Source organism: Pseudomonas sp. TE3644 (assembly GCF_056278815.1).
The window spans coordinates 301,372-318,239 of the sequence record NZ_JBWBQF010000001.1 but is presented as its reverse complement, the minus strand read 5'-3'; the positions used below and the strand labels follow the sequence as shown (position 1 = coordinate 318,239).

17 protein-coding genes are annotated in these 16,868 nt (G+C 64.7%); 11 read left to right on the top strand and 6 right to left on the bottom strand.

Features of this window, described 5'->3' with window-relative positions; genetic code table 11:
• Positions 1-136 precede the first annotated feature (136 nt).
• The 10 genes from ACZ9GA_RS01350 (at position 137) to ACZ9GA_RS01305 (ending at position 9,497) form a co-directional block, all read left to right on the top strand.
• A complete protein-coding gene (locus ACZ9GA_RS01350; protein ID WP_457357689.1) occupies positions 137-1,123 on the top strand; it encodes an NAD(P)/FAD-dependent oxidoreductase in 987 nt (328 codons plus the stop codon).
• The gene (locus tag ACZ9GA_RS01345) at positions 1,120-1,347 is read left to right on the top strand and encodes a TIGR02450 family Trp-rich protein (protein ID WP_457357691.1); all 228 of its coding nucleotides are present in this window, start codon (positions 1,120-1,122) and stop codon (positions 1,345-1,347) included. The genes ACZ9GA_RS01350 and ACZ9GA_RS01345 overlap by 4 nt, the downstream gene beginning before the upstream one ends.
• Positions 1,348-1,607: 260 nt before the next feature.
• Entirely contained in the window at positions 1,608-2,564 is a 957-nt protein-coding gene (locus tag ACZ9GA_RS01340; RefSeq protein ID WP_457357693.1) for a YbgA family protein, read from the top strand.
• Positions 2,565-2,568: 4 nt separating this feature from the next.
• Positions 2,569-3,498, top strand: coding sequence for a MerR family transcriptional regulator (locus ACZ9GA_RS01335; protein ID WP_457357695.1), 930 nt, complete (start codon positions 2,569-2,571; stop codon positions 3,496-3,498).
• A 22-nt stretch (positions 3,499-3,520) separates the two neighbouring features.
• Positions 3,521-4,966 carry a deoxyribodipyrimidine photo-lyase gene (gene phrB / locus ACZ9GA_RS01330; RefSeq protein ID WP_457357696.1) on the top strand — a complete coding sequence of 482 codons (1,446 nt, stop codon included), beginning with the start codon at positions 3,521-3,523 and terminating at the stop codon, positions 4,964-4,966.
• A complete protein-coding gene (locus ACZ9GA_RS01325; protein WP_457357698.1) occupies positions 4,959-5,735 on the top strand; it encodes an SDR family NAD(P)-dependent oxidoreductase in 777 nt (258 codons plus the stop codon). The genes phrB and ACZ9GA_RS01325 overlap by 8 nt, the downstream gene beginning before the upstream one ends.
• The gene (locus tag ACZ9GA_RS01320; protein WP_457357700.1) at positions 5,735-6,979 is read left to right on the top strand and encodes an NAD(P)/FAD-dependent oxidoreductase; all 1,245 of its coding nucleotides are present in this window, start codon (positions 5,735-5,737) and stop codon (positions 6,977-6,979) included. Before ACZ9GA_RS01325 ends, ACZ9GA_RS01320 begins: the two co-directional genes overlap by 1 nt.
• On the top strand, positions 6,976-7,770 hold the full coding sequence (locus ACZ9GA_RS01315; protein ID WP_457357702.1) for a DUF1365 domain-containing protein: 795 nt from the start codon (positions 6,976-6,978) through the stop codon (positions 7,768-7,770). The genes ACZ9GA_RS01320 and ACZ9GA_RS01315 overlap by 4 nt, the downstream gene beginning before the upstream one ends.
• Positions 7,763-9,028, top strand: a complete 1,266-nt coding sequence (locus ACZ9GA_RS01310) for a class I SAM-dependent methyltransferase (protein ID WP_457357703.1) — start codon at positions 7,763-7,765, stop codon at positions 9,026-9,028. The genes ACZ9GA_RS01315 and ACZ9GA_RS01310 overlap by 8 nt, the downstream gene beginning before the upstream one ends.
• Positions 9,021-9,497 (top strand): DUF2878 domain-containing protein, encoded by a 477-nt coding sequence (locus tag ACZ9GA_RS01305; RefSeq protein ID WP_457357705.1) that lies wholly within the window; start codon positions 9,021-9,023, stop codon positions 9,495-9,497. Before ACZ9GA_RS01310 ends, ACZ9GA_RS01305 begins: the two co-directional genes overlap by 8 nt.
• 103 nt (positions 9,498-9,600) lie before the next feature.
• Here the strand turns inward: ACZ9GA_RS01305 and ACZ9GA_RS01300 are convergent, their stop codons facing one another.
• The 6 genes from ACZ9GA_RS01300 to hemA form a co-directional block, all read right to left on the bottom strand.
• On the bottom strand, positions 9,601-10,128 hold the full coding sequence (locus ACZ9GA_RS01300; protein WP_457357707.1) for an acyloxyacyl hydrolase: 528 nt from the start codon (positions 10,126-10,128) through the stop codon (positions 9,601-9,603).
• A 114-nt stretch (positions 10,129-10,242) separates the two neighbouring features.
• Positions 10,243-11,034, bottom strand: coding sequence for a glutamate racemase (gene murI, locus ACZ9GA_RS01295; RefSeq protein WP_457357709.1), 792 nt, complete (start codon positions 11,032-11,034; stop codon positions 10,243-10,245).
• Positions 11,027-11,782, bottom strand: coding sequence for a molybdopterin-synthase adenylyltransferase MoeB (locus ACZ9GA_RS01290; protein WP_457357711.1), 756 nt, complete (start codon positions 11,780-11,782; stop codon positions 11,027-11,029). Before ACZ9GA_RS01290 ends, murI begins: the two co-directional genes overlap by 8 nt.
• Positions 11,776-12,606 carry a peptide chain release factor N(5)-glutamine methyltransferase gene (gene prmC, locus ACZ9GA_RS01285; protein ID WP_457357713.1) on the bottom strand — a complete coding sequence of 277 codons (831 nt, stop codon included), beginning with the start codon at positions 12,604-12,606 and terminating at the stop codon, positions 11,776-11,778. The genes ACZ9GA_RS01290 and prmC overlap by 7 nt, the downstream gene beginning before the upstream one ends.
• On the bottom strand, positions 12,607-13,689 hold the full coding sequence (prfA, locus tag ACZ9GA_RS01280) for a peptide chain release factor 1 (protein ID WP_455921844.1): 1,083 nt from the start codon (positions 13,687-13,689) through the stop codon (positions 12,607-12,609).
• Entirely contained in the window at positions 13,686-14,963 is a 1,278-nt protein-coding gene (gene hemA / locus ACZ9GA_RS01275; protein ID WP_457357715.1) for a glutamyl-tRNA reductase, read from the bottom strand. Before hemA ends, prfA begins: the two co-directional genes overlap by 4 nt.
• Before the next feature lie 174 nt (positions 14,964-15,137).
• Here hemA and ACZ9GA_RS01270 point away from each other — a divergent pair, with 174 nt between their 5' ends.
• A complete protein-coding gene (locus tag ACZ9GA_RS01270; RefSeq protein ID WP_457357717.1) occupies positions 15,138-16,865 on the top strand; it encodes a tetratricopeptide repeat protein in 1,728 nt (575 codons plus the stop codon).
• The last annotated feature ends 3 nt before the right edge of the window (positions 16,866-16,868 follow it).

Sequence of the window (16,868 nt, the reverse complement as noted above, 5' to 3'; positions counted from 1 at the left end):
GGCACTTTTGCCCACGGACTGCTCTCACATAGATACAGAGCGAACGGAAAAAGGACGACAGCAACTTATACTAACAATGATTATTGTACAGGTTTGTCCTTAAGCGTAGTCTGTGCAAAGAAGTAACGAGGCCACCATGACAGTACCTATCGCCATCATCGGTACCGGCATCGCCGGGCTCTCAGCGGCCCAGGCGCTGCTCAAGGCCGGGCACACGCCGCATCTGTTCGACAAGAGCCGCGGCCCGGGTGGGCGTGCGTCCAGCAAGCGCAGCGACGCCGGCTCCCTGGACCTGGGCGCGCAGTACTTCACTGCCCGCGACCGGCGCTTCGTCGATCAGGTACAACGCTGGCAGGCTGCCGGCTGTGTCGAGGAATGGAAGCCGCAACTGTTCAACTCCCACGGCGGCGTGCTCAGCTCCTCGCCCGACGAGCAGACCCGCTGGGTTGGCACACCCCGCATGGGCTCCATCGCCAAGGCCATGCTCGGCGACATGAACGCGGTGTTCAGCTGCCGCATCACCGAGGTGTTCCGCGGCAAGCACCATTGGCATTTGCTGGACGCCGAAGGATGCAGCCATGGCCCGTTCAGCCACGTGATCATCGCCCTGCCCGCCCCGCAAGCTACCGCGCTGCTGGCCGCCGCACCCAAACTGGCCGGCGTTGCGGCGAGCGTGCAAATGGAACCCACCTGGGCCATTGCCCTGGCGTTCGACAAACCACTGGAAACGGCCATGCAAGGCTGCTTCGTGCAGGACAGCCCGCTGGACTGGCTGGCCTGCAACCGCAGCAAGCCCGGGCGCGAAGCCACCCTCGACACCTGGGTGCTGCACGCCACCAGCAGCTGGAGCAAACAGCATATCGACCTGCCCAAGGAGGCCGTGATCGAGCAACTGCACGGCGCCTTCGCCGAGCTGGCCAACTGCGCCATGCCGGCGCCGGTGTTCAGCATCGCCCATCGCTGGTTGTATGCCCGTCCCGCCTCATCCCATGAATGGGGCGCGCTGGCCGATGCTGACCTGGGTCTGTACGCCTGTGGCGACTGGTGCCTGTCGGGCCGGGTGGAAGGCGCCTGGCTCAGCGGTCTGGAAGCCTCGCGTCGACTGCTTGAACACCTGGAATGAACGCAGTCCCTCACCGTCTCAACCCGAGCAAACTGCTGCTGTCCAAATGGACGGCAGCCCATCCCAAGCAACGTGAAAAACATTTTCTGGTCACGGCGTTGATCCGTGATGAGGAAGGCACGGTCATTGATATTGAATTGCAGGCGGTGCTGACCGGGCGCAGCGAGCAGTTGCCGTGGCAGGCCTTGCGCGATGCCGATTGCTGGTTGATGGGTTGGCGCTGATTCCTTGTGGGAGCAAAGCTTGCTCGCGATGGCGTCAGTGAGGGCCCCTCGCGAGCAAGCTTTGCTCCCACAGTGTGCATGTCCAACAGACCGTTGCTGCTACGCAAATCCCTCTGTAGCAGCAGCCGCCAGGCCGCGTCATTGACGCCGCCATACGTCAGCCCCGAAAAACTTGTACAAACCGTTTGACTTGTACAGCTTACCTTCTACCATTAAGGATAAGTTGTACAAGCAAACCCATCTGTACAAGAGTCCGCCCAATGCTCAACCTCACCAAGCCCCGCATCGGTATCAGCGCCTGCCTGATGGGCGCCGAGGTCCGCTACAACGGTGGACACAAGGAATCGCGCCTGTGCACCCACAGCCTGGCCGAACATTTCGACTTCGTGCCGGTGTGCCCCGAAGTGGCCATCGGCATGGGCATTCCCCGCCAACCCATCCGCCTGGTGGGCGATGCCCAGCATCCCCAGGCGCTGGGTACGGTGGACGCCAGCGTCAATGTCACCGCGCCGTTGGCCGCCTACGGCGAACAGATGGCCGCAGAACTCGATGACCTGTGCGGCTACATCTTCATGCACAAATCACCCTCCTGCGGGCTGGAACGGGTCAAGGTGTACCGCGACAACGGCGCCCCGCAGCATGAAGGCGGCCGCGGCATCTACGCCGAGGCGTTCTGCGCCGCCCACCCCGACCTGCCCGTGGAAGAAGACGGTCGCCTGTGCGATGCCGTGCTGCGGGAAAACTTCATGGTGCGCGTGTACGCCTACGCCGACTGGCAGGCCCTGCTGAGCGAAGGCTTGAGCCGCCGTGGCCTGATGCAATTCCACTCGCGCTACAAATACCAACTGATGGCCAACAACCCGCTGCAATACAAGGTGCTGGGCAAACTGCTGGGCACCATGGGCCGTGGCGACGCCGCCGAGATCGGCCCACGCTATTTCAGCGAACTGATGGCCGCCCTCAAGCGCTGCGCCACCCGCGGTACCCACAGCAATGTGCTGCAGCACCTGAGCGGCTACTTCAAGCGCAGCCTGGACGACGCCGACCGCCAGGAAATGCAGCACCTGATCGAGCAGTACCGCCTGGGCATCGTCCCCTTGGTGGTACCGCTGACGCTGCTCAAACACCACCTGCGCCTGCACCCCGACCCGTACGTGAGCCAGCAGGTGTACCTGCAGCCGCACCCGGAAAACCTCAGCCTTCGAAATGCGATCTGACCCCATGAGCACCCCCCACCCCGCCGGCGACGACGCCGTGCAAGCCATGCGTGACGGTTGGCTGCCGATCCGCGAAGTCGCGCGCCAGACTGGGGTCAACCCGGTGACCTTGCGCGCATGGGAACGCCGCTACGGCCTGATCGTGCCGCACCGCACCGCCAAGGGCCACCGCCTGTACGGCGCCGAGCATATCCAGCGCATCCAGCAGATCCTCACCTGGCTGGGCCGGGGCGTGGCAGTCGGTCAGGTCATGGCGCTGCTCGACAACACCCAGGCTGCCCCGGCCGACATCAGCGGTGGCGGCGACTGGCAGCCCCTGCGCGCCAGCCTGATGCATGCCATTGGCGAACTGGCCGAGCGCCGGGTCGATGACACCTTCAACCAGGCCATGGCCCTGTACCCGCCCATCACCCTGTGCGAACACCTGCTGCTGCCGCTACTGGCCGACCTGGAACAACGCTGGCAAGGCCAGTTCGGCGCACAGATGGAGCGCGTGTTCTTCCTGTCCTGGCTGCGCAGCAAGCTGGGCGCGCGCATCTACCACAACAACCGCCAGCTCAACGGCGCGCCATTGCTGCTGGTCAACCAATCGGACCTGCCGCTGGAGCCGCACCTGTGGCTGTGCGCCTGGCTGGCCAGCAGCGCCGATTGCCCGGTGGAGGTGTTCGACTGGCCGCTGCCCGCCGGCGAGCTGGCCATGGCCGCCGAACGCCTGGGCGCCCGCGCCGTACTGCTGTATTCGGCCAAGGCCCTGAACCTTGCGCAACTGCCGCGCCTGCTGGCCGGCATCCACGGCCCGACGCTGATTGTCGGACCAACGGTGTGCATCCACCAGCACGACTGGCCCGTACATACCCCTGAGACCGAGCACCTGCATCGCTTCGACAACCCCCTGGCAGCGCAGCGATGCCTGCAGCAACTGGGGGTGCTCTGAGATGACCGAACACGGAAAACCCATGCAACTGATCTGGTTCCGCACTGACCTGCGCCTGCACGACAACACCGCCCTCGCCGCCGCCTGCGCCCAAGGCCCGACCCTGGCCGTGTGGCTGGTCAGCCCGGCGCAATGGCATCAGCACGACGACGCGCCGTGCAAGGTGGACTTCTGGCTGCGCAACGTCGCCGCGCTCAGCGAACAACTGGCCGCCAAGCACATCCCGCTGCTGATCCGCACGGTCGACACGTGGGACAAGGCGCCCCAGGTGCTGCTCACGCTGTGCCAGGAACACAACATCAGCGCCGTGCACTGCAACGAAGAATACGGCGTCAACGAAAGCCGCCGGGACGCCGCCGTCCAGCAGACGCTGGATAAGGAAGGCATCGCCTTAAACAGCTACCTGGATGGGCTGCTGTTCAAACCGGGCAGCATCCTGACCAAGACCGGCAACTACTTCCAGGTGTTCAGCCAATTCCGCAAAGTGTGTTACGAGCGCCTGCACCAGAGCGTGCCTGCGGTGGTGCGCGCGCCCAGTGCCCAAGCCCCGGTGCATGTCGCGCGCGATGAAGTACCCACCCAGGTGCAGGGTTTCCCCACACCCAGCGCGCCATTGCAGGCCCTGTGGCCGGCCGGTGAAGACGAGGCCAAGCGCCGCCTGGATCATTTCGCCGACGAGCCCATCGAGTACTACAACACCGAGCGCGACATTCCCTCGCGCCCCGGCACCAGCCAGCTGTCGGCCTACCTGGCGGCGGGCGTGGTATCCCCGCGCCAGTGCCTGCACGTGGCAATGAACCACAACCGCGGCGAGTTCGACAGCGGCAACGTCGGCGCCGTCACCTGGATCAACGAACTGCTGTGGCGCGAGTTCTACCGGCACATCCTGGTGGGCTACCCACGGGTGTCGATGCACCGCGCCTTCCGCAGCGAAACCGAGGCGTTGGCCTGGCGACATGCGCCCAAGGAGCTGGAAGCTTGGCAGCGCGGCCGCACCGGCATCCCGATCATCGACGCGGCCATGCGCCAGCTGCTGGAAACCGGCTGGATGCACAACCGCCTGCGCATGGTGGTGGCGATGTTCCTGACCAAGAACCTGCTGATCGACTGGCGCGAGGGCGAGCGTTTCTTCATGCGCCACCTGATCGACGGCGACCTGGCCGCCAACAACGGCGGCTGGCAATGGAGCGCCTCCACCGGCACCGACGCGGCGCCCTACTTCCGTATCTTCAACCCCCACAGCCAGTCTGCCCGCTTCGATGAGCACGGCGTGTTCCTCAAACAGTGGCTGCCGGAACTGGCGGACCTGAACACCAAGGAAATCCACAACCCCGCCGGCGCCGGTGGCCTGTTCGGCCCGGCCGGTTATCCACAGCCGATCGTGGACCTGGGCAAAAGCCGCGAGCGCGCCCTGACGGCCTTCAAGAACCTGCCCCAGCGGCAGGTCAGCGGGGGGCATCATGGATGACTCACCTCGACGCATCTGGCTGACCGGCGCCAGCACTGGCCTGGGCGAGGCGCTGGCGCTGGCATTGCTGGCCCAGGGCGCGCACCTGGCCCTGAGCGCCCGCAGCGAGGGCCCGCTACGGGCGCTTGAGCAGCGCTATCCCGGGCAAGTACTGGTGGTGCCCGGCGACCTGACTGATCCTGAGCAGGTGCGGGCCATTGGCGCCGCGATCGAGCAGGCCTGGGGCGCGCTGGACAGTGCCATCCTCAACGCCGGTACCTGCGAGTACGTGGATGCCCAACACTTCGATGCGCAGGTATTCGAGCGGGTGTTCCGCACCAACCTGTTCGCCAGCAGCTATTGCATCGAAGCAGCGCTGCCGCTACTGCGCAAAGGCCGACGCCCACACTTGGTGGGGGTGGCCAGTGCGGTCACCTACGTGCCGTTGCCCCGCTCGGAAGCCTACGGAGCCTCCAAGGCCGGGCTACGCTACCTGTTCGAGTCGCTGCGAATCGACCTGGCCCACCAGCACATCGATGTCACCGTGGTAAGCCCCGGCTTCGTCGATACGCCGCTGACGCGCAAGAATGATTTCCCCATGCCGCAGATCATCAGTGCTGAAGACGCGGCCCGGCATATTGTCGACCGCCTGGATAAACGCCCGCTGGAAATCGCTTTCCCTGCCGTATTCATGGCCGCCCTGCGCTTGTTGTCATGGCTGCCGGCCAAACTGCAACTGATCATCGGCAAGCGCATGGTGCGCCAGCCACCCCAGGGAGGGGATGCCTGATGAAGATCGCCATCGTTGGCAGCGGCATTGCCGGCCTCACCTGTGCCTACCTGCTCAACCGTCGTCACGAGGTGCAGGTGTTCGAGGCCTCATCGTGGATCGGCGGCCATACCCACACCCTGGACATCGAGCATCAGGGCCGACAGTACGCCATCGACACCGGTTTCATCGTGTTCAACGACTGGACCTACCCCAATTTCATCGCCTTGCTCGACCAGTTGGGGGTGCCGTTCAAACCCACTGAGATGAGTTTCTCGGTGTGCGCCCCCCACGACAACCTGGAATACAACGGCAACAACCTCAACAGCCTGTTTGCCCAGCGCCGCAACCTGCTGTCGCCAGGCTTCTGGGGCATGCTCAAGGACATCCTGCGTTTCAACCGCGAAGCCGTGGCCGACCTGGCCAGCCACCGCATCACCGAGCGCACCACCCTGGGGGAGTACCTGCACAGCAAGCGTTACGGCCAGCGCTTCATCAACCACTACATCGTGCCCATGGGCGCGGCCATCTGGTCGATGTCACTGCAGGACATGCTCGGCTTCCCCCTGCAGTTCTTCGTGCGTTTCTTCAAAAACCACGGCCTGCTGTCCGTCACTCACCGGCCCCAGTGGCATGTGGTGGAAGGCGGGTCCAGCCGCTACATAGCACCGCTGACCGCCGCCTTTGCCGAGCGCATTCACTTGGATTGCCCGGTAAGCCGGGTCGAACGTGATGCAGAGGGGGTGACGGTGCACAGCCCTCGCGGCGCGGAACGTTTCGACAAGGTGATATTCGCCTGCCACAGCGACCAGGCCCTGGCGCTGCTGGCCAGCCCCAGCGGGGCCGAACGGCAGATCCTCGGCGCCCTGCCCTACGCCGACAATGACGTGGTGCTGCACACCGACACCCGCCTGCTGCCCTCGCGACGCCTGGCCTGGGCCAGCTGGAATTACCGGTTGGGCGGCGACGGCCAGGCGGCGGCCGTGACCTACGACATGAACATATTGCAAGGCCTGGACAGCCCCACCACCTTTTGCGTCAGCCTCAACCAGAGCGCCCATATCGACCCCGCCAAGGTGCTGGCCCGCTTCACTTACGCCCACCCGCAATACAGCCTGGCCGGCATGGCGGCCCAGGCCCGCTGGCAGGAATTGCACGGCGCGCAGCACACCTACTATTGCGGCGCCTACTGGGCCAACGGCTTTCACGAGGACGGCGTCACCAGCGCCCTGCGCGTGGCCCATGCGTTCGGGGAGGCGCTATGAACAGCGCCCTGTACAGCGGCTGGGTGGCCCACCGCCGCTTCGCGCCGCGCGGTCACCAGTTCCGTTACCGTATCGGCCTGCTGTACCTGGACCTGGCCGAGCAGCAGCAAGTGCTCGGCCTGTCGCCCCTGGCGGGCAGTGGCCGCTGGGCGCCGTTTGCCTTCCGGCCCACCGACTACCTGCGCGAGCACACCCGCGCCGGCATATCGCTGAGCGACGCCGTGCGCCAGTGCGTGGCCCAGGCCCTGGGGTTCGCGCCACAAGGTGCGATCCGCCTGCTGACCCAGGCGCGCAGTTTCGGCCTGGCGTTCAACCCGGTCAGCTTCTTTTACTGCTTCGATGAACAGGAACGCCTGGTCGCCATCCTGTGCGAAGTCACCAACACCCCCTGGCGCGAGCGCTATCACTACGTGCTACCCGCCGACGGCGAGGGCTTCCAGCACTTCGCCGTGGCCAAGGCCTTCCATGTCTCGCCGTTCCTGCCCCGCGACCTGGAATACCGCATGAGCTTCAGCCCGCCCGCCGAGCGCCTGGGCGTGCACATGGCCGACTGGCAGGGCGACAGCAAAATCTTCGACGCCACCTTGAACCTGCACCGCCAGGCCATGACCCGCGGCAACCTGCATCGCCAATTACTGGCCTTCCCGTGGATGACCGCCAAGACCTGCCTGGCCATCTACTGGCAGGCCGTACGCCTGGCGCTCAAACGTATCCCGATTTTCAACCACAGCCCCGCGCACGGTTCATTTCGCGCAGCCACCGCTCAAGCAAAGGAACGACGCCATGAATAGTTTCTCGGCCAAGGCCCTACCGTTCAGCACCCACGGCCTGACCAGCGCGCTGCTGCGCCGTGGCGTGCTCAACCAGCTCAACACACTGCGCCACGGGCAATTGCTGGTGGTGGACGGCGATGATCGCCTGCTGTTTGGCAACCCGGCCTCGCCACTGGTGGGCGAGATCCACGTGCACGACGCCTCCGCCTGGGGGCTGGTGGCCAGCGGTGGTTCCATCGGGGCCGGCGAGGCGTTTATCCATGGCTACTGGAGCAGCCCGGACCTGACGGCGGTGATCCGCGTGTTCGTCAGCAACCTGGACGTGCTGGACAGCATGGAAGGCGGCCTGGCGCGGCTTAGCCGCCCACTGGTGCGCAGCCTGCACTGGCTCAACCGCAACACGCGCAAGGGCTCGCAGAAAAACATCGCGGCGCACTACGACCTGGGCAACGACCTGTTCGAACAGTTTCTGGACCCGACCATGATGTACTCGGCCGCGCAGTTCACCCACGCCGATGACAGCCTGGAGCAGGCGCAACTGAACAAACTGGAACGCATCTGCCAGAAGCTGGCGCTCAAGCCCAGCGACCACCTGCTGGAAATCGGCACCGGCTGGGGCAGCATGGCGCTGTACGCCGCCAGCCATTACGGCTGCAAGGTCACCACCACCACGCTGTCCAAGGAGCAATACGCATACACCCGTCAGCGCATCGACGCCCAGGGCCTGCAGGATCGTGTCACCCTGCTGCTGTCCGACTACCGCGACCTGACCGGCAGCTATGACAAGCTGGTGTCCATCGAGATGATCGAAGCCGTGGGCCACCGCTTCCTGGCCACCTACTTCCAGAAATGCGCCGCCCTGCTCAAGCCCGACGGCGTGATGCTGCTGCAAGCCATCACCATTCGTGAACAGCGCTACGAGCAGGCCCGCAACAGCGTCGACTTTATCCAGCGCTACATCTTCCCGGGCGGCGCGCTGCCGTCGGTGCAGAAGATGCTGCAGATCGTGGGCCGCGACACCGACATGAACCTGCTGCACATGGAAGACTTCGGCCTGCATTACGCGCGCACCCTGCGCCTGTGGCACGACAACTTCCGCCGCGCCCACAACCGCCTGCGTGAACTGGGCTACGACGACTACTTCCTGCGTTTGTGGGAGTTCTACCTGTGCTACTGCGAAGGCGGGTTCCTGGAGCGCACCATCGGCACCGCGCAGCTGCTGCTGGCCAAACCGGCGGCCCAGCCACAACCGCTGCTTGGGCGCTTCGATGCTTGAGAAGGTCGCCAATGCGCTGCTGTTCCAGGCTGGCTGGTTTATCTGCGTGCTGGGGGGTAACAGCGGTTGGCTGATACTGGCGCTGATGATCTTGCTGGGTCACTGGGTGTGGCGCGGGGACGGTCGGTTGATGGTGGAAGCCTTCTTCATAGGCCTGGCGCTGGACAGCGGGCTGATGTGGCTGGATGTCTACGACTTCCACCCCAACCGTTGGCTGGTGCCGCTTTGGCTGGCGTTGTTGTGGCCGTTGCTGGCCATGACCTTGCGCCATTGCCTGGCGTGGACGGCGCGGCCCTGGTGGTTGGCGGCGGGGTTGGGGGCGGTGGCGGGGCCGTTGTCGTATTACGCAGGGGGGCGGTTGGCGGGCGTGGATTTTCCCCATGGCACGGGGATAACGATGGCAGGGCTGGCGCTGGTGTGGGCGGGGGTATTCCCTGCCCTGCAACAACGCGCTGCGGCAATCCCGTAGCCGCTGCCGCCAGGCTGCGCTGGCCCTTGCGTACACTGAAAATCTCCAGCGGGCACGGGGCCAGCGCAGCCTGCGGCAGCGGCTACAGGGCGATCGATGCGGTTCAGAAGTTCAGCGGCATCCGGTAATTGAGCGAGTACGCCTCGATCCCGTCGTTCGGCTGCTTGATGCCCGCGTTGGAATAGTGAATCGCCCGAATCGACACTTCCTGGTTGCCTGCAAACCGCAGACCAAAACCGATGCGGTCTTCAAAGTTGAAGGCCGTGCCCAGCTTGTTGTCGCCCACTTCGCGTTTGGAGAATAGCGCCACGCCGATCCCCGCTTCTACAAACGGCTTCACCGCCCCGCCATCGAACTCGTAGCGAAACACCGGCGCGAAGGACAAGGTGTTGTTGGCCGGCCCATGGTCGGACGAGCTCCAGTAGGTATAACCACCATCCCAATAACCCGTCAGGCGCCCCACGCTGGTCTGCCACCAACTGGCGTCCCAGTCCGATTGCAGCCCCAGGCGGTAAACCATCTGCCCATCCCCCGTGGCCCCCACCGACACCGAGCCATCCAGCGCGTGGGCCATCATGCTCTGGCCGAAAGTGAACGCAGCAAGCGCTGCCAAGCCGAACAGTTTCTTCATCAGGAACATCCCTATGTCTAATGCCGTTTTTTGGTTTTATGCGTCGTGAAGACAAAACTATAGAAATCCGGTGACCGATGATGGTTCATCGCCATTAGGGTTTTTTACGATGATTTATCGTACAAAGCCACTAACGTTGTCAGATTTTTTCCATAGCATAGGCAGGATATTTCTGAAGTGCTGAGGATCAGCACTGGTCCAGAAGCGCGTGTCCAACGCGGGCCCGCTGGCCAGCAGCCCTCGTTGCTCCAGCAGACGCTGAAGCTGACGGGCCACCGCGGCGCCGGTATCAATCAGGATAACGTTGCCCGGAATCATCTCGCGCAGCAGCGGCTTGAGGAAGGGATAGTGGGTGCAGCCCAGGATCAAGGTGTCGCAGCCGGCGGCCAGCAGCGGTGCCACGTAGTGCTGCAGTAGCGTTCGCATGGCATCGCTGTGCAACTGGCCGGTTTCGATCAGTTCCACCAGGCCCGGGCATGGCTGGGTGACCACCTTCACGTCGTTGGCGAAGCGGTCCAGCAGCGCGGCGAACTTGGCGCTTTGCAGGGTGCCGGTGGTGGCCAGCACGCCGACCACGCCACTGCGCGTGGCCGCCGCAGCAGGTTTTACCGCCGGCTCCATGCCTACGATGGGCCAATCGGGGTAGCGTTCGCGCAGGTCGGCCACCGCCGCCACCGTGGCGGTGTTGCAGGCCAGCACCAGGGCCTTGGCGCCCTGCTCGCGGAAGAACTCGGCCACCGCCACGCAGCGCTCACGAATGAACGCCGGGGATTTTTCGCCGTAGGGAATGTGGCCGCAGTCGGCCACGTACAACAAGGATTCCTGAGGCAGCAGGGCATGAATCTCGCCCAGCACCGACAGGCCACCGACGCCGGAGTCGAAGACGCCGACCGGTGCCTCAGCCATGGGCCGGTCCACACACGCTGCACGCAGGGTCGCGCTTGACGCGCAGTTCGCGGAAGCGGCTGCCCAGGGCATCCACCAGCAGCAGGCGGCCCACCAGCGGGTCACCGAAACCGGCCAGCAGCTTCATGGCTTCCAGGGCTTGCAGGCTGCCGACCAGGCCTACCAACGGGCCGACCACACCGGCTTCGCTGCAGGTCAGTTCGGTTTCGCTGCCGTGGCCATACAGGCAGTGGTAGCACGGGCTTTCAGGGCGGCGTGGGTCGAACACCGACAACTGCCCTTCCAGGCGAATCGCGGCACCGCTGACCAGCGGCTTGCCGGCAGCCACGCACGCGGCATTGACCGCTTCGCGGGTGCCAAAGTTGTCGGAGCAGTCCAGCACCAGGTCCACGGCGGCGACAGCGGCCGCCAGGGAGTCTTCATCCAGGGCTGCGCGATGGGCCACCAGTGTCACCTGGGGATTGATCGCTTCCAGGCGCTGCAACGCCGAGTCGACCTTGGACATGCCGACAGTCGAGGTGTCATGCAGCACCTGGCGCTGCAGGTTGGTGAGGTCCACCGTGTCGAAGTCAGCCAGGTGCAGTTCACCCACGCCGGCTGCCGCCAGGTACAAGGCCACCGGCGACCCCAGGCCGCCGAGGCCGACGATCAGCGCGCGGCTGGCCTTGAGCTTTAGCTGGCCGTCGATATCGACTTGCGACAGCAGCACCTGGCGGCTGTAGCGCAGCAGCTCCTCGTCGCTCAACATATCAGGCGGCCCAGGGTGATGCGTTCGTGGCCACCCAGGTCTTCGCGGCTCTCGATCTGCTCGAAATCATGCTTGGCCAACAGTTCGCGCACGGCGGCGGCCTGGTCGTAGCCATGTTCCAGCAACAGCCAGCCTGCCGATGCCAGGTGCTGTGGCGCCTGGGCGATGATGGTACGCAGGTCGTCCAGGCCATCATCGCCGGCCACCAGCGCGCTGGCAGGCTCGAAGCGCACGTCACCGGCCACCAGGTGCGGGTCGGCGGCGCGGATGTACGGCGGATTGCTGATGATCATGTCGAAGCGCTCGCCCTGCAGGGCGCCGTACCAGTGGCTTTCCAGCACGCGCACATTGCCCAGGCGCAGGCGCTCGCGGTTGCGTTCGGCCAGGGCCACGGCCTCGGCCACGCGGTCCACCGCCGTCACCTGCCAACCGCCGCGCTCGCTGGCCAGGGCCAGGGCGATGGCGCCGGTACCGGTGCCCAGGTCCAGCACCTTGGCCGGGGTGGCGGGCAACAGCTCAAGGGCGGTTTCCACCAGCAGCTCGGTGTCCGGGCGCGGGATCAGGGTGTGCGGGGCCACTTCCAGGTCGAGCTTCCAGAAGCCCTGCTGGCCGAGGATATAGGCCACCGGCTCGCCGGCACGACGACGCTCCAGGTACTCGCTGAACGTGGCCGCCGCCTCGGTGGTGACAATGCGCTCGGGCCAGGTGTGCAGGTAGCTGCGGTTCTTGCCCAGGGCTGCGGCCAGCAGCAATTCGATGTCCAGGCGCGCCGTCGGGGATTCCGGCAGTTCGGCGCTTCTGAGCAGACTGGCAATGATCGTCATTTACTCACCCAATGCCGCAAGTTGGTCTGCCTGGTATTCGGCCAGCAACGGCTCGATCACCGCGTCCACCCCCCCGGCCATGATCTCGTCCAGGGAATACAGGGTCAGGTTGACGCGGTGGTCAGTGACCCGGCCCTGCGGGAAGTTATAGGTACGAATGCGCTCGGAACGGTCGCCCGAGCCCACCAGCAGCTTGCGCTCGCTGGCGATGGCGTTGGCGGCGGCGCTGGTCTGCATGTCGTTGAGCTTGGCCGACAGCCAGGCCATGGCGCGTGCACGGTTCTTGTGCTGCGAACGCTCTTCCTGGCATTCCACCACAGTGCCGGTGGGCAAGTGGGTGATGCGGATGGCCGAGTCGGTGGTGTTGACGTGCTGACCGCCCGCGCCCGAGGAGCGGAAGGTGTCCACGCGCAGGTCGGCCGGGTTGATCTCGATCGCCACGCGCTCGTCGGGTTCGGCCAGCACGGCCACGGTGCAGGCCGAGGTGTGGATGCGGCCCTGGGACTCGGTTTCCGGCACGCGCTGTACGCGGTGGGCACCGGATTCGAACTTCAGCTTGCCGTAGACGTTCTCGCCCTCGACACGGGCGATCACCTCTTTATAGCCACCGTGTTCGCCTTCGTTCTCGGACAGGATCTCGACCCGCCAGCCACGACGCTCGGCATAGCGCGAGTACATGCGGAACAGGTCGCCGGAGAAAATCGCCGCCTCGTCGCCGCCGGTGCCGGCGCGGATTTCCAGGAACACGTTGCGGCTGTCGTTGGGGTCCTTGGGCAGCAGCATGCGCTGCAGGTTGTCCTCAAGCACCACCAACTGATCCTTGGCGTCGCGCACTTCCTCGACGGCCATTTCACGCAGGTCAGGGTCACTGTCCTTGAGCAGGGCCTGGGCCCCCTCAAGGTCGGACTGCACCTTGCACCATTCCTGGTAGCCGGCCACGACCGGGTCCAGCTCCGCGTATTCACGGGAGAAGGCGCGGAAACGGACCTGATCGGAAATGATCTCGGCGTCGCCCAACAGGGCGGTCAGTTCCTCGAAACGATCCTGGATGGTATCCAGTTTATTGAGCAGTGACGCTTTCATTGCGGGGGTTTATCCGTGGAGCCCTCGTTGAGGGCAAAGAGTTCCTGGGCCATGGCCAGCGCATCGAGGCGGCCTTCGGCAGACAGCTTTTTAAGCTGCACGCTGGGGGCATGCAGCAATTTGTTGGTCAGCCCGCGCGCCAGTTGCACCAGCACTTCGTCAGCGCTGCTGCCATTGGCCAGCATGCGCTGGGCCTTTTGCAATTCTTCGTCGCGCAGGCGTTCGCTTTGCTGGCGGTACGCCTTTAGCACATCAACGGCCGCCAGCTCGCGCAGGCGCGCCATGAAATCATCGACACCGCCGCTGACCAGTTGCTCGGCCGCCTGGGCGGCACCCTGGCGGCTCTTGAGGTTCTCGGCCACCACGTCGTGCAGGTCATCGACGCTGTACAGGTAAACGTCGTCCAACTCGCCGACTTCAGGCTCGATATCCCGTGGCACGGCGATATCGACCATGAAGATCGGCTTGTGCTTGCGCAGCTTCAGCGCACTTTCCACCGCGCCCTTGCCCAAAATCGGCAGCTGGCTGGCGGTGGAGCTGATGACGATGTCGCTGTTGACCAGTTCCTGCGGGATATCCGACAGCAACACCGCGTGCGCACCGAACTGCGCCGCCAGGGTGCTGGCGCGCTCCAGCGTGCGGTTGGCCACCACGATACGCTTCACGCCCTGCTCGTGCAGGTGGCGGGCGACCAGGGTGATGGTCTCGCCCGCACCGATCAGCAAGGCCTGGCTGCGCTGCAAGTCACTGAAGATCTGCTTGGCCAGGCTGACTGCGGCAAACGCCACCGACACCGGGTTCTCGCCAATGGCCGTGTCGGTGCGCACCTGCTTGGCGGCACTGAACGTAGCCTGGAACAAGCGTCCCAGCAATGGGCCAATGGTACCGGCCTCGCGCGCCACGGCATAGGCCGACTTCATCTGGCCCAGAATCTGCGGCTCGCCCAATACCAGGGAATCGAGGCCCGAGGCCACGCGCATCATGTGGCGCACGGCCGCGTCGTCCTGGTGCACGTAGGCACTGGCACGCAGTTCTTCGTAGCTGAGCTGGTGATAGTCGGCCAGCCAGCGCAGCACCGTTTCGGCGGCCAGGTGGTCCTGTTCTATATACAGCTCGCTACGGTTGCAGGTAGAGAGGATCGCAGCTTCGCGGCTGTCAGTCAGGCGGCAGAGCTGCTGCAAGGCTTCAACCAGCTGTTCGGGGGTAAAGGCCACGCGTTCGCGCACGTCCACCGAAGCAGTCTTATGGTTGATACCGAGGGCAAGGAAGGCCATTCAAGGTCGCTGATGATGTCGATAAGCCGACAATTGTCCTACTTAGTCCGCCGCAGAACAACCACCGCCGTCTATTGTCCTAATAGTCTACCCTCGCAGGTGCCATCGCTTATGGGTTTGCCCACAGGCTTGTGTCATGATGATCCGACCGCAGGTAAGTCGCCAAAACTCCCTATGAATAGATCCTCCGCGTTGTTCCTAGCCTTTGTGTTGCTCAACGGTTGCCAGGCCTGGCAACCAGGCAAGCACCAAGACACCGCTGCCGTCCAGGACAGCACCCCCAAACCCGCCGAGAAACCGGTGGTGTACGGCTCGTTCACTGAAGACACCGTCTTCAGCCTGTTGACCGCGGAGCTGGCCGGCCAGCGCAACCGCTTCGACATTGCCCTGGACAACTACGTGGATCAGGCCCGCAAGACCCAGGACCCAGCCGTGTCCGAGCGTGCATTCCGCATCGCCGAATACGTGGGCGCCGACCAGGCGTCGCTGGACACCGCACTGGTGTGGGCCAAAAACGCCCCCAACGACCTCGACGCCCAACGCGCTGCCGCCATTCAGTTGGCGCGCAATGGCCGTTACGACGAGTCGATGGTGTACATGGAGAAGGTCCTGCAGGGCCAGGGCGACACCCATTTCGACTTCCTGGCCCTGTCGGCCGCCGACACCGACCAGGACACCCGCAACGGCCTGTTGCAAAGTTTTGACCGCCTGCTGGCCAAATACCCCAAGAACAACCAGTTGATCTTCGGCAAGGCCTTGCTGCTGCAACAGGACGGCGACAACCAGGGCGCCCTGACGCTGCTGGAAGACCACCCGCCCCAGGACGGCGAAATTGCCCCCATCCTGCTGCGTGCCCGCCTGCTGCAACTGCTGGAGCGCGGCAAGGAAGCACTGCCGCTGCTGGAAAAAAGCATGCGTCAGTACCCGGACGACAAACGCCTGCGCCTGACTTACGCACGCATGCTGGTGGAACAGAACCGCATGGCCGATGCCAAGGTGCAGTTCGCCGCGCTGGTGCAGCAGTACCCTGAAGACGACGAACTGCGCTACTCCCTGGCATTGGTATGCCTGGAAGCCAAGGCCTGGGACGAAGCTGCCGTGTACCTGCAAGAGCTGGTGGACCGCGACGCCCACGTTGATTCGGCGCACCTGAACCTGGGCCGCATCGCCGAGGAGAAAGGCGACCCGCAAGGCGCCCTGGCCGAATATGAGAAGGTCGGCGGCGGCAATGACTACCTGCCTGCGCAACTGCGCCAGGCCGATATCCTGATGGCCAGCGGTCGCGTGGCCGAGGCACGCAAGCGCCTGGAGGCGGCCCGCGAAGCCCAGCCTGACTACGCCATCCAGCTGTACCTGGTGGAAGCCGAGACCCTGACCAACAACAATCAGTCCGACCAGGCCTGGCAGTTGCTGGCCAAGGCGCTGAAGACCTACCCCGACGACCTGAACCTGCTGTACACCCGCTCCATGCTGGCCGAAAAGCGCAACGACCTGACGCAGATGGAGGCCGACCTGCGCGCCATCATCAAGCGCGAACCCGACAACGCCATGGCCCTCAATGCCCTGGGCTACACCCTGTCGGACCGCACCACGCGCTACGCCGAGGCCAAGGACCTGATCGAACGGGCCCACAAGATCAACCCCAACGATCCGGCCGTGCTCGACAGCCTGGGCTGGGTCAACTACCGCCTGGGCAACCTCAATGAAGCCGAGCGCCTGCTGCGCCAGGCCCTGGCCGGCTTCCCCGACCAGGAAGTGGCCGCGCACCTGGGCGAGGTGCTGTGGGCCAACGGCAAACAGCGCGAGGCCCGCGATATCTGGGCCAAGTACCTCAAGGAACAACCCGACAGCCCTACCCTGCGCAGCACCGTGCTGCGCCTGACCGGATCCGAGACTTTATAAGCT

Excerpts from the sequence above, each read along its gene's own strand:
- murI (WP_457357709.1), bottom strand. The coding sequence starts at position 11,034 with ATGGCTGAGGCACCGGTCGGCGTCTTCGACTCCGGCGTCGGTGGCCTG.
- ACZ9GA_RS01320 (WP_457357700.1), top strand. The coding sequence starts at position 5,735 with ATGAAGATCGCCATCGTTGGCAGCGGCATTGCCGGCCTCACCTGTGCC.
- ACZ9GA_RS01290 (WP_457357711.1), bottom strand. The coding sequence starts at position 11,782 with ATGTTGAGCGACGAGGAGCTGCTGCGCTACAGCCGCCAGGTGCTGCTG.
- prfA (WP_455921844.1), bottom strand. The coding sequence starts at position 13,689 with ATGAAAGCGTCACTGCTCAATAAACTGGATACCATCCAGGATCGTTTC.
- prmC (WP_457357713.1), bottom strand. The coding sequence starts at position 12,606 with ATGACGATCATTGCCAGTCTGCTCAGAAGCGCCGAACTGCCGGAATCC.
- ACZ9GA_RS01270 (WP_457357717.1), top strand. The coding sequence starts at position 15,138 with ATGAATAGATCCTCCGCGTTGTTCCTAGCCTTTGTGTTGCTCAACGGT.
- ACZ9GA_RS01315 (WP_457357702.1), top strand. The coding sequence starts at position 6,976 with ATGAACAGCGCCCTGTACAGCGGCTGGGTGGCCCACCGCCGCTTCGCG.
- ACZ9GA_RS01300 (WP_457357707.1), bottom strand. The coding sequence starts at position 10,128 with ATGAAGAAACTGTTCGGCTTGGCAGCGCTTGCTGCGTTCACTTTCGGC.
- hemA (WP_457357715.1), bottom strand. The coding sequence starts at position 14,963 with ATGGCCTTCCTTGCCCTCGGTATCAACCATAAGACTGCTTCGGTGGAC.
- ACZ9GA_RS01305 (WP_457357705.1), top strand. The coding sequence starts at position 9,021 with ATGCTTGAGAAGGTCGCCAATGCGCTGCTGTTCCAGGCTGGCTGGTTT.
- ACZ9GA_RS01345 (WP_457357691.1), top strand. The coding sequence starts at position 1,120 with ATGAACGCAGTCCCTCACCGTCTCAACCCGAGCAAACTGCTGCTGTCC.
- ACZ9GA_RS01325 (WP_457357698.1), top strand. The coding sequence starts at position 4,959 with ATGGATGACTCACCTCGACGCATCTGGCTGACCGGCGCCAGCACTGGC.
- ACZ9GA_RS01340 (WP_457357693.1), top strand. The coding sequence starts at position 1,608 with ATGCTCAACCTCACCAAGCCCCGCATCGGTATCAGCGCCTGCCTGATG.
- ACZ9GA_RS01335 (WP_457357695.1), top strand. The coding sequence starts at position 2,569 with ATGAGCACCCCCCACCCCGCCGGCGACGACGCCGTGCAAGCCATGCGT.
- phrB (WP_457357696.1), top strand. The coding sequence starts at position 3,521 with ATGCAACTGATCTGGTTCCGCACTGACCTGCGCCTGCACGACAACACC.
- ACZ9GA_RS01350 (WP_457357689.1), top strand. The coding sequence starts at position 137 with ATGACAGTACCTATCGCCATCATCGGTACCGGCATCGCCGGGCTCTCA.
- ACZ9GA_RS01310 (WP_457357703.1), top strand. The coding sequence starts at position 7,763 with ATGAATAGTTTCTCGGCCAAGGCCCTACCGTTCAGCACCCACGGCCTG.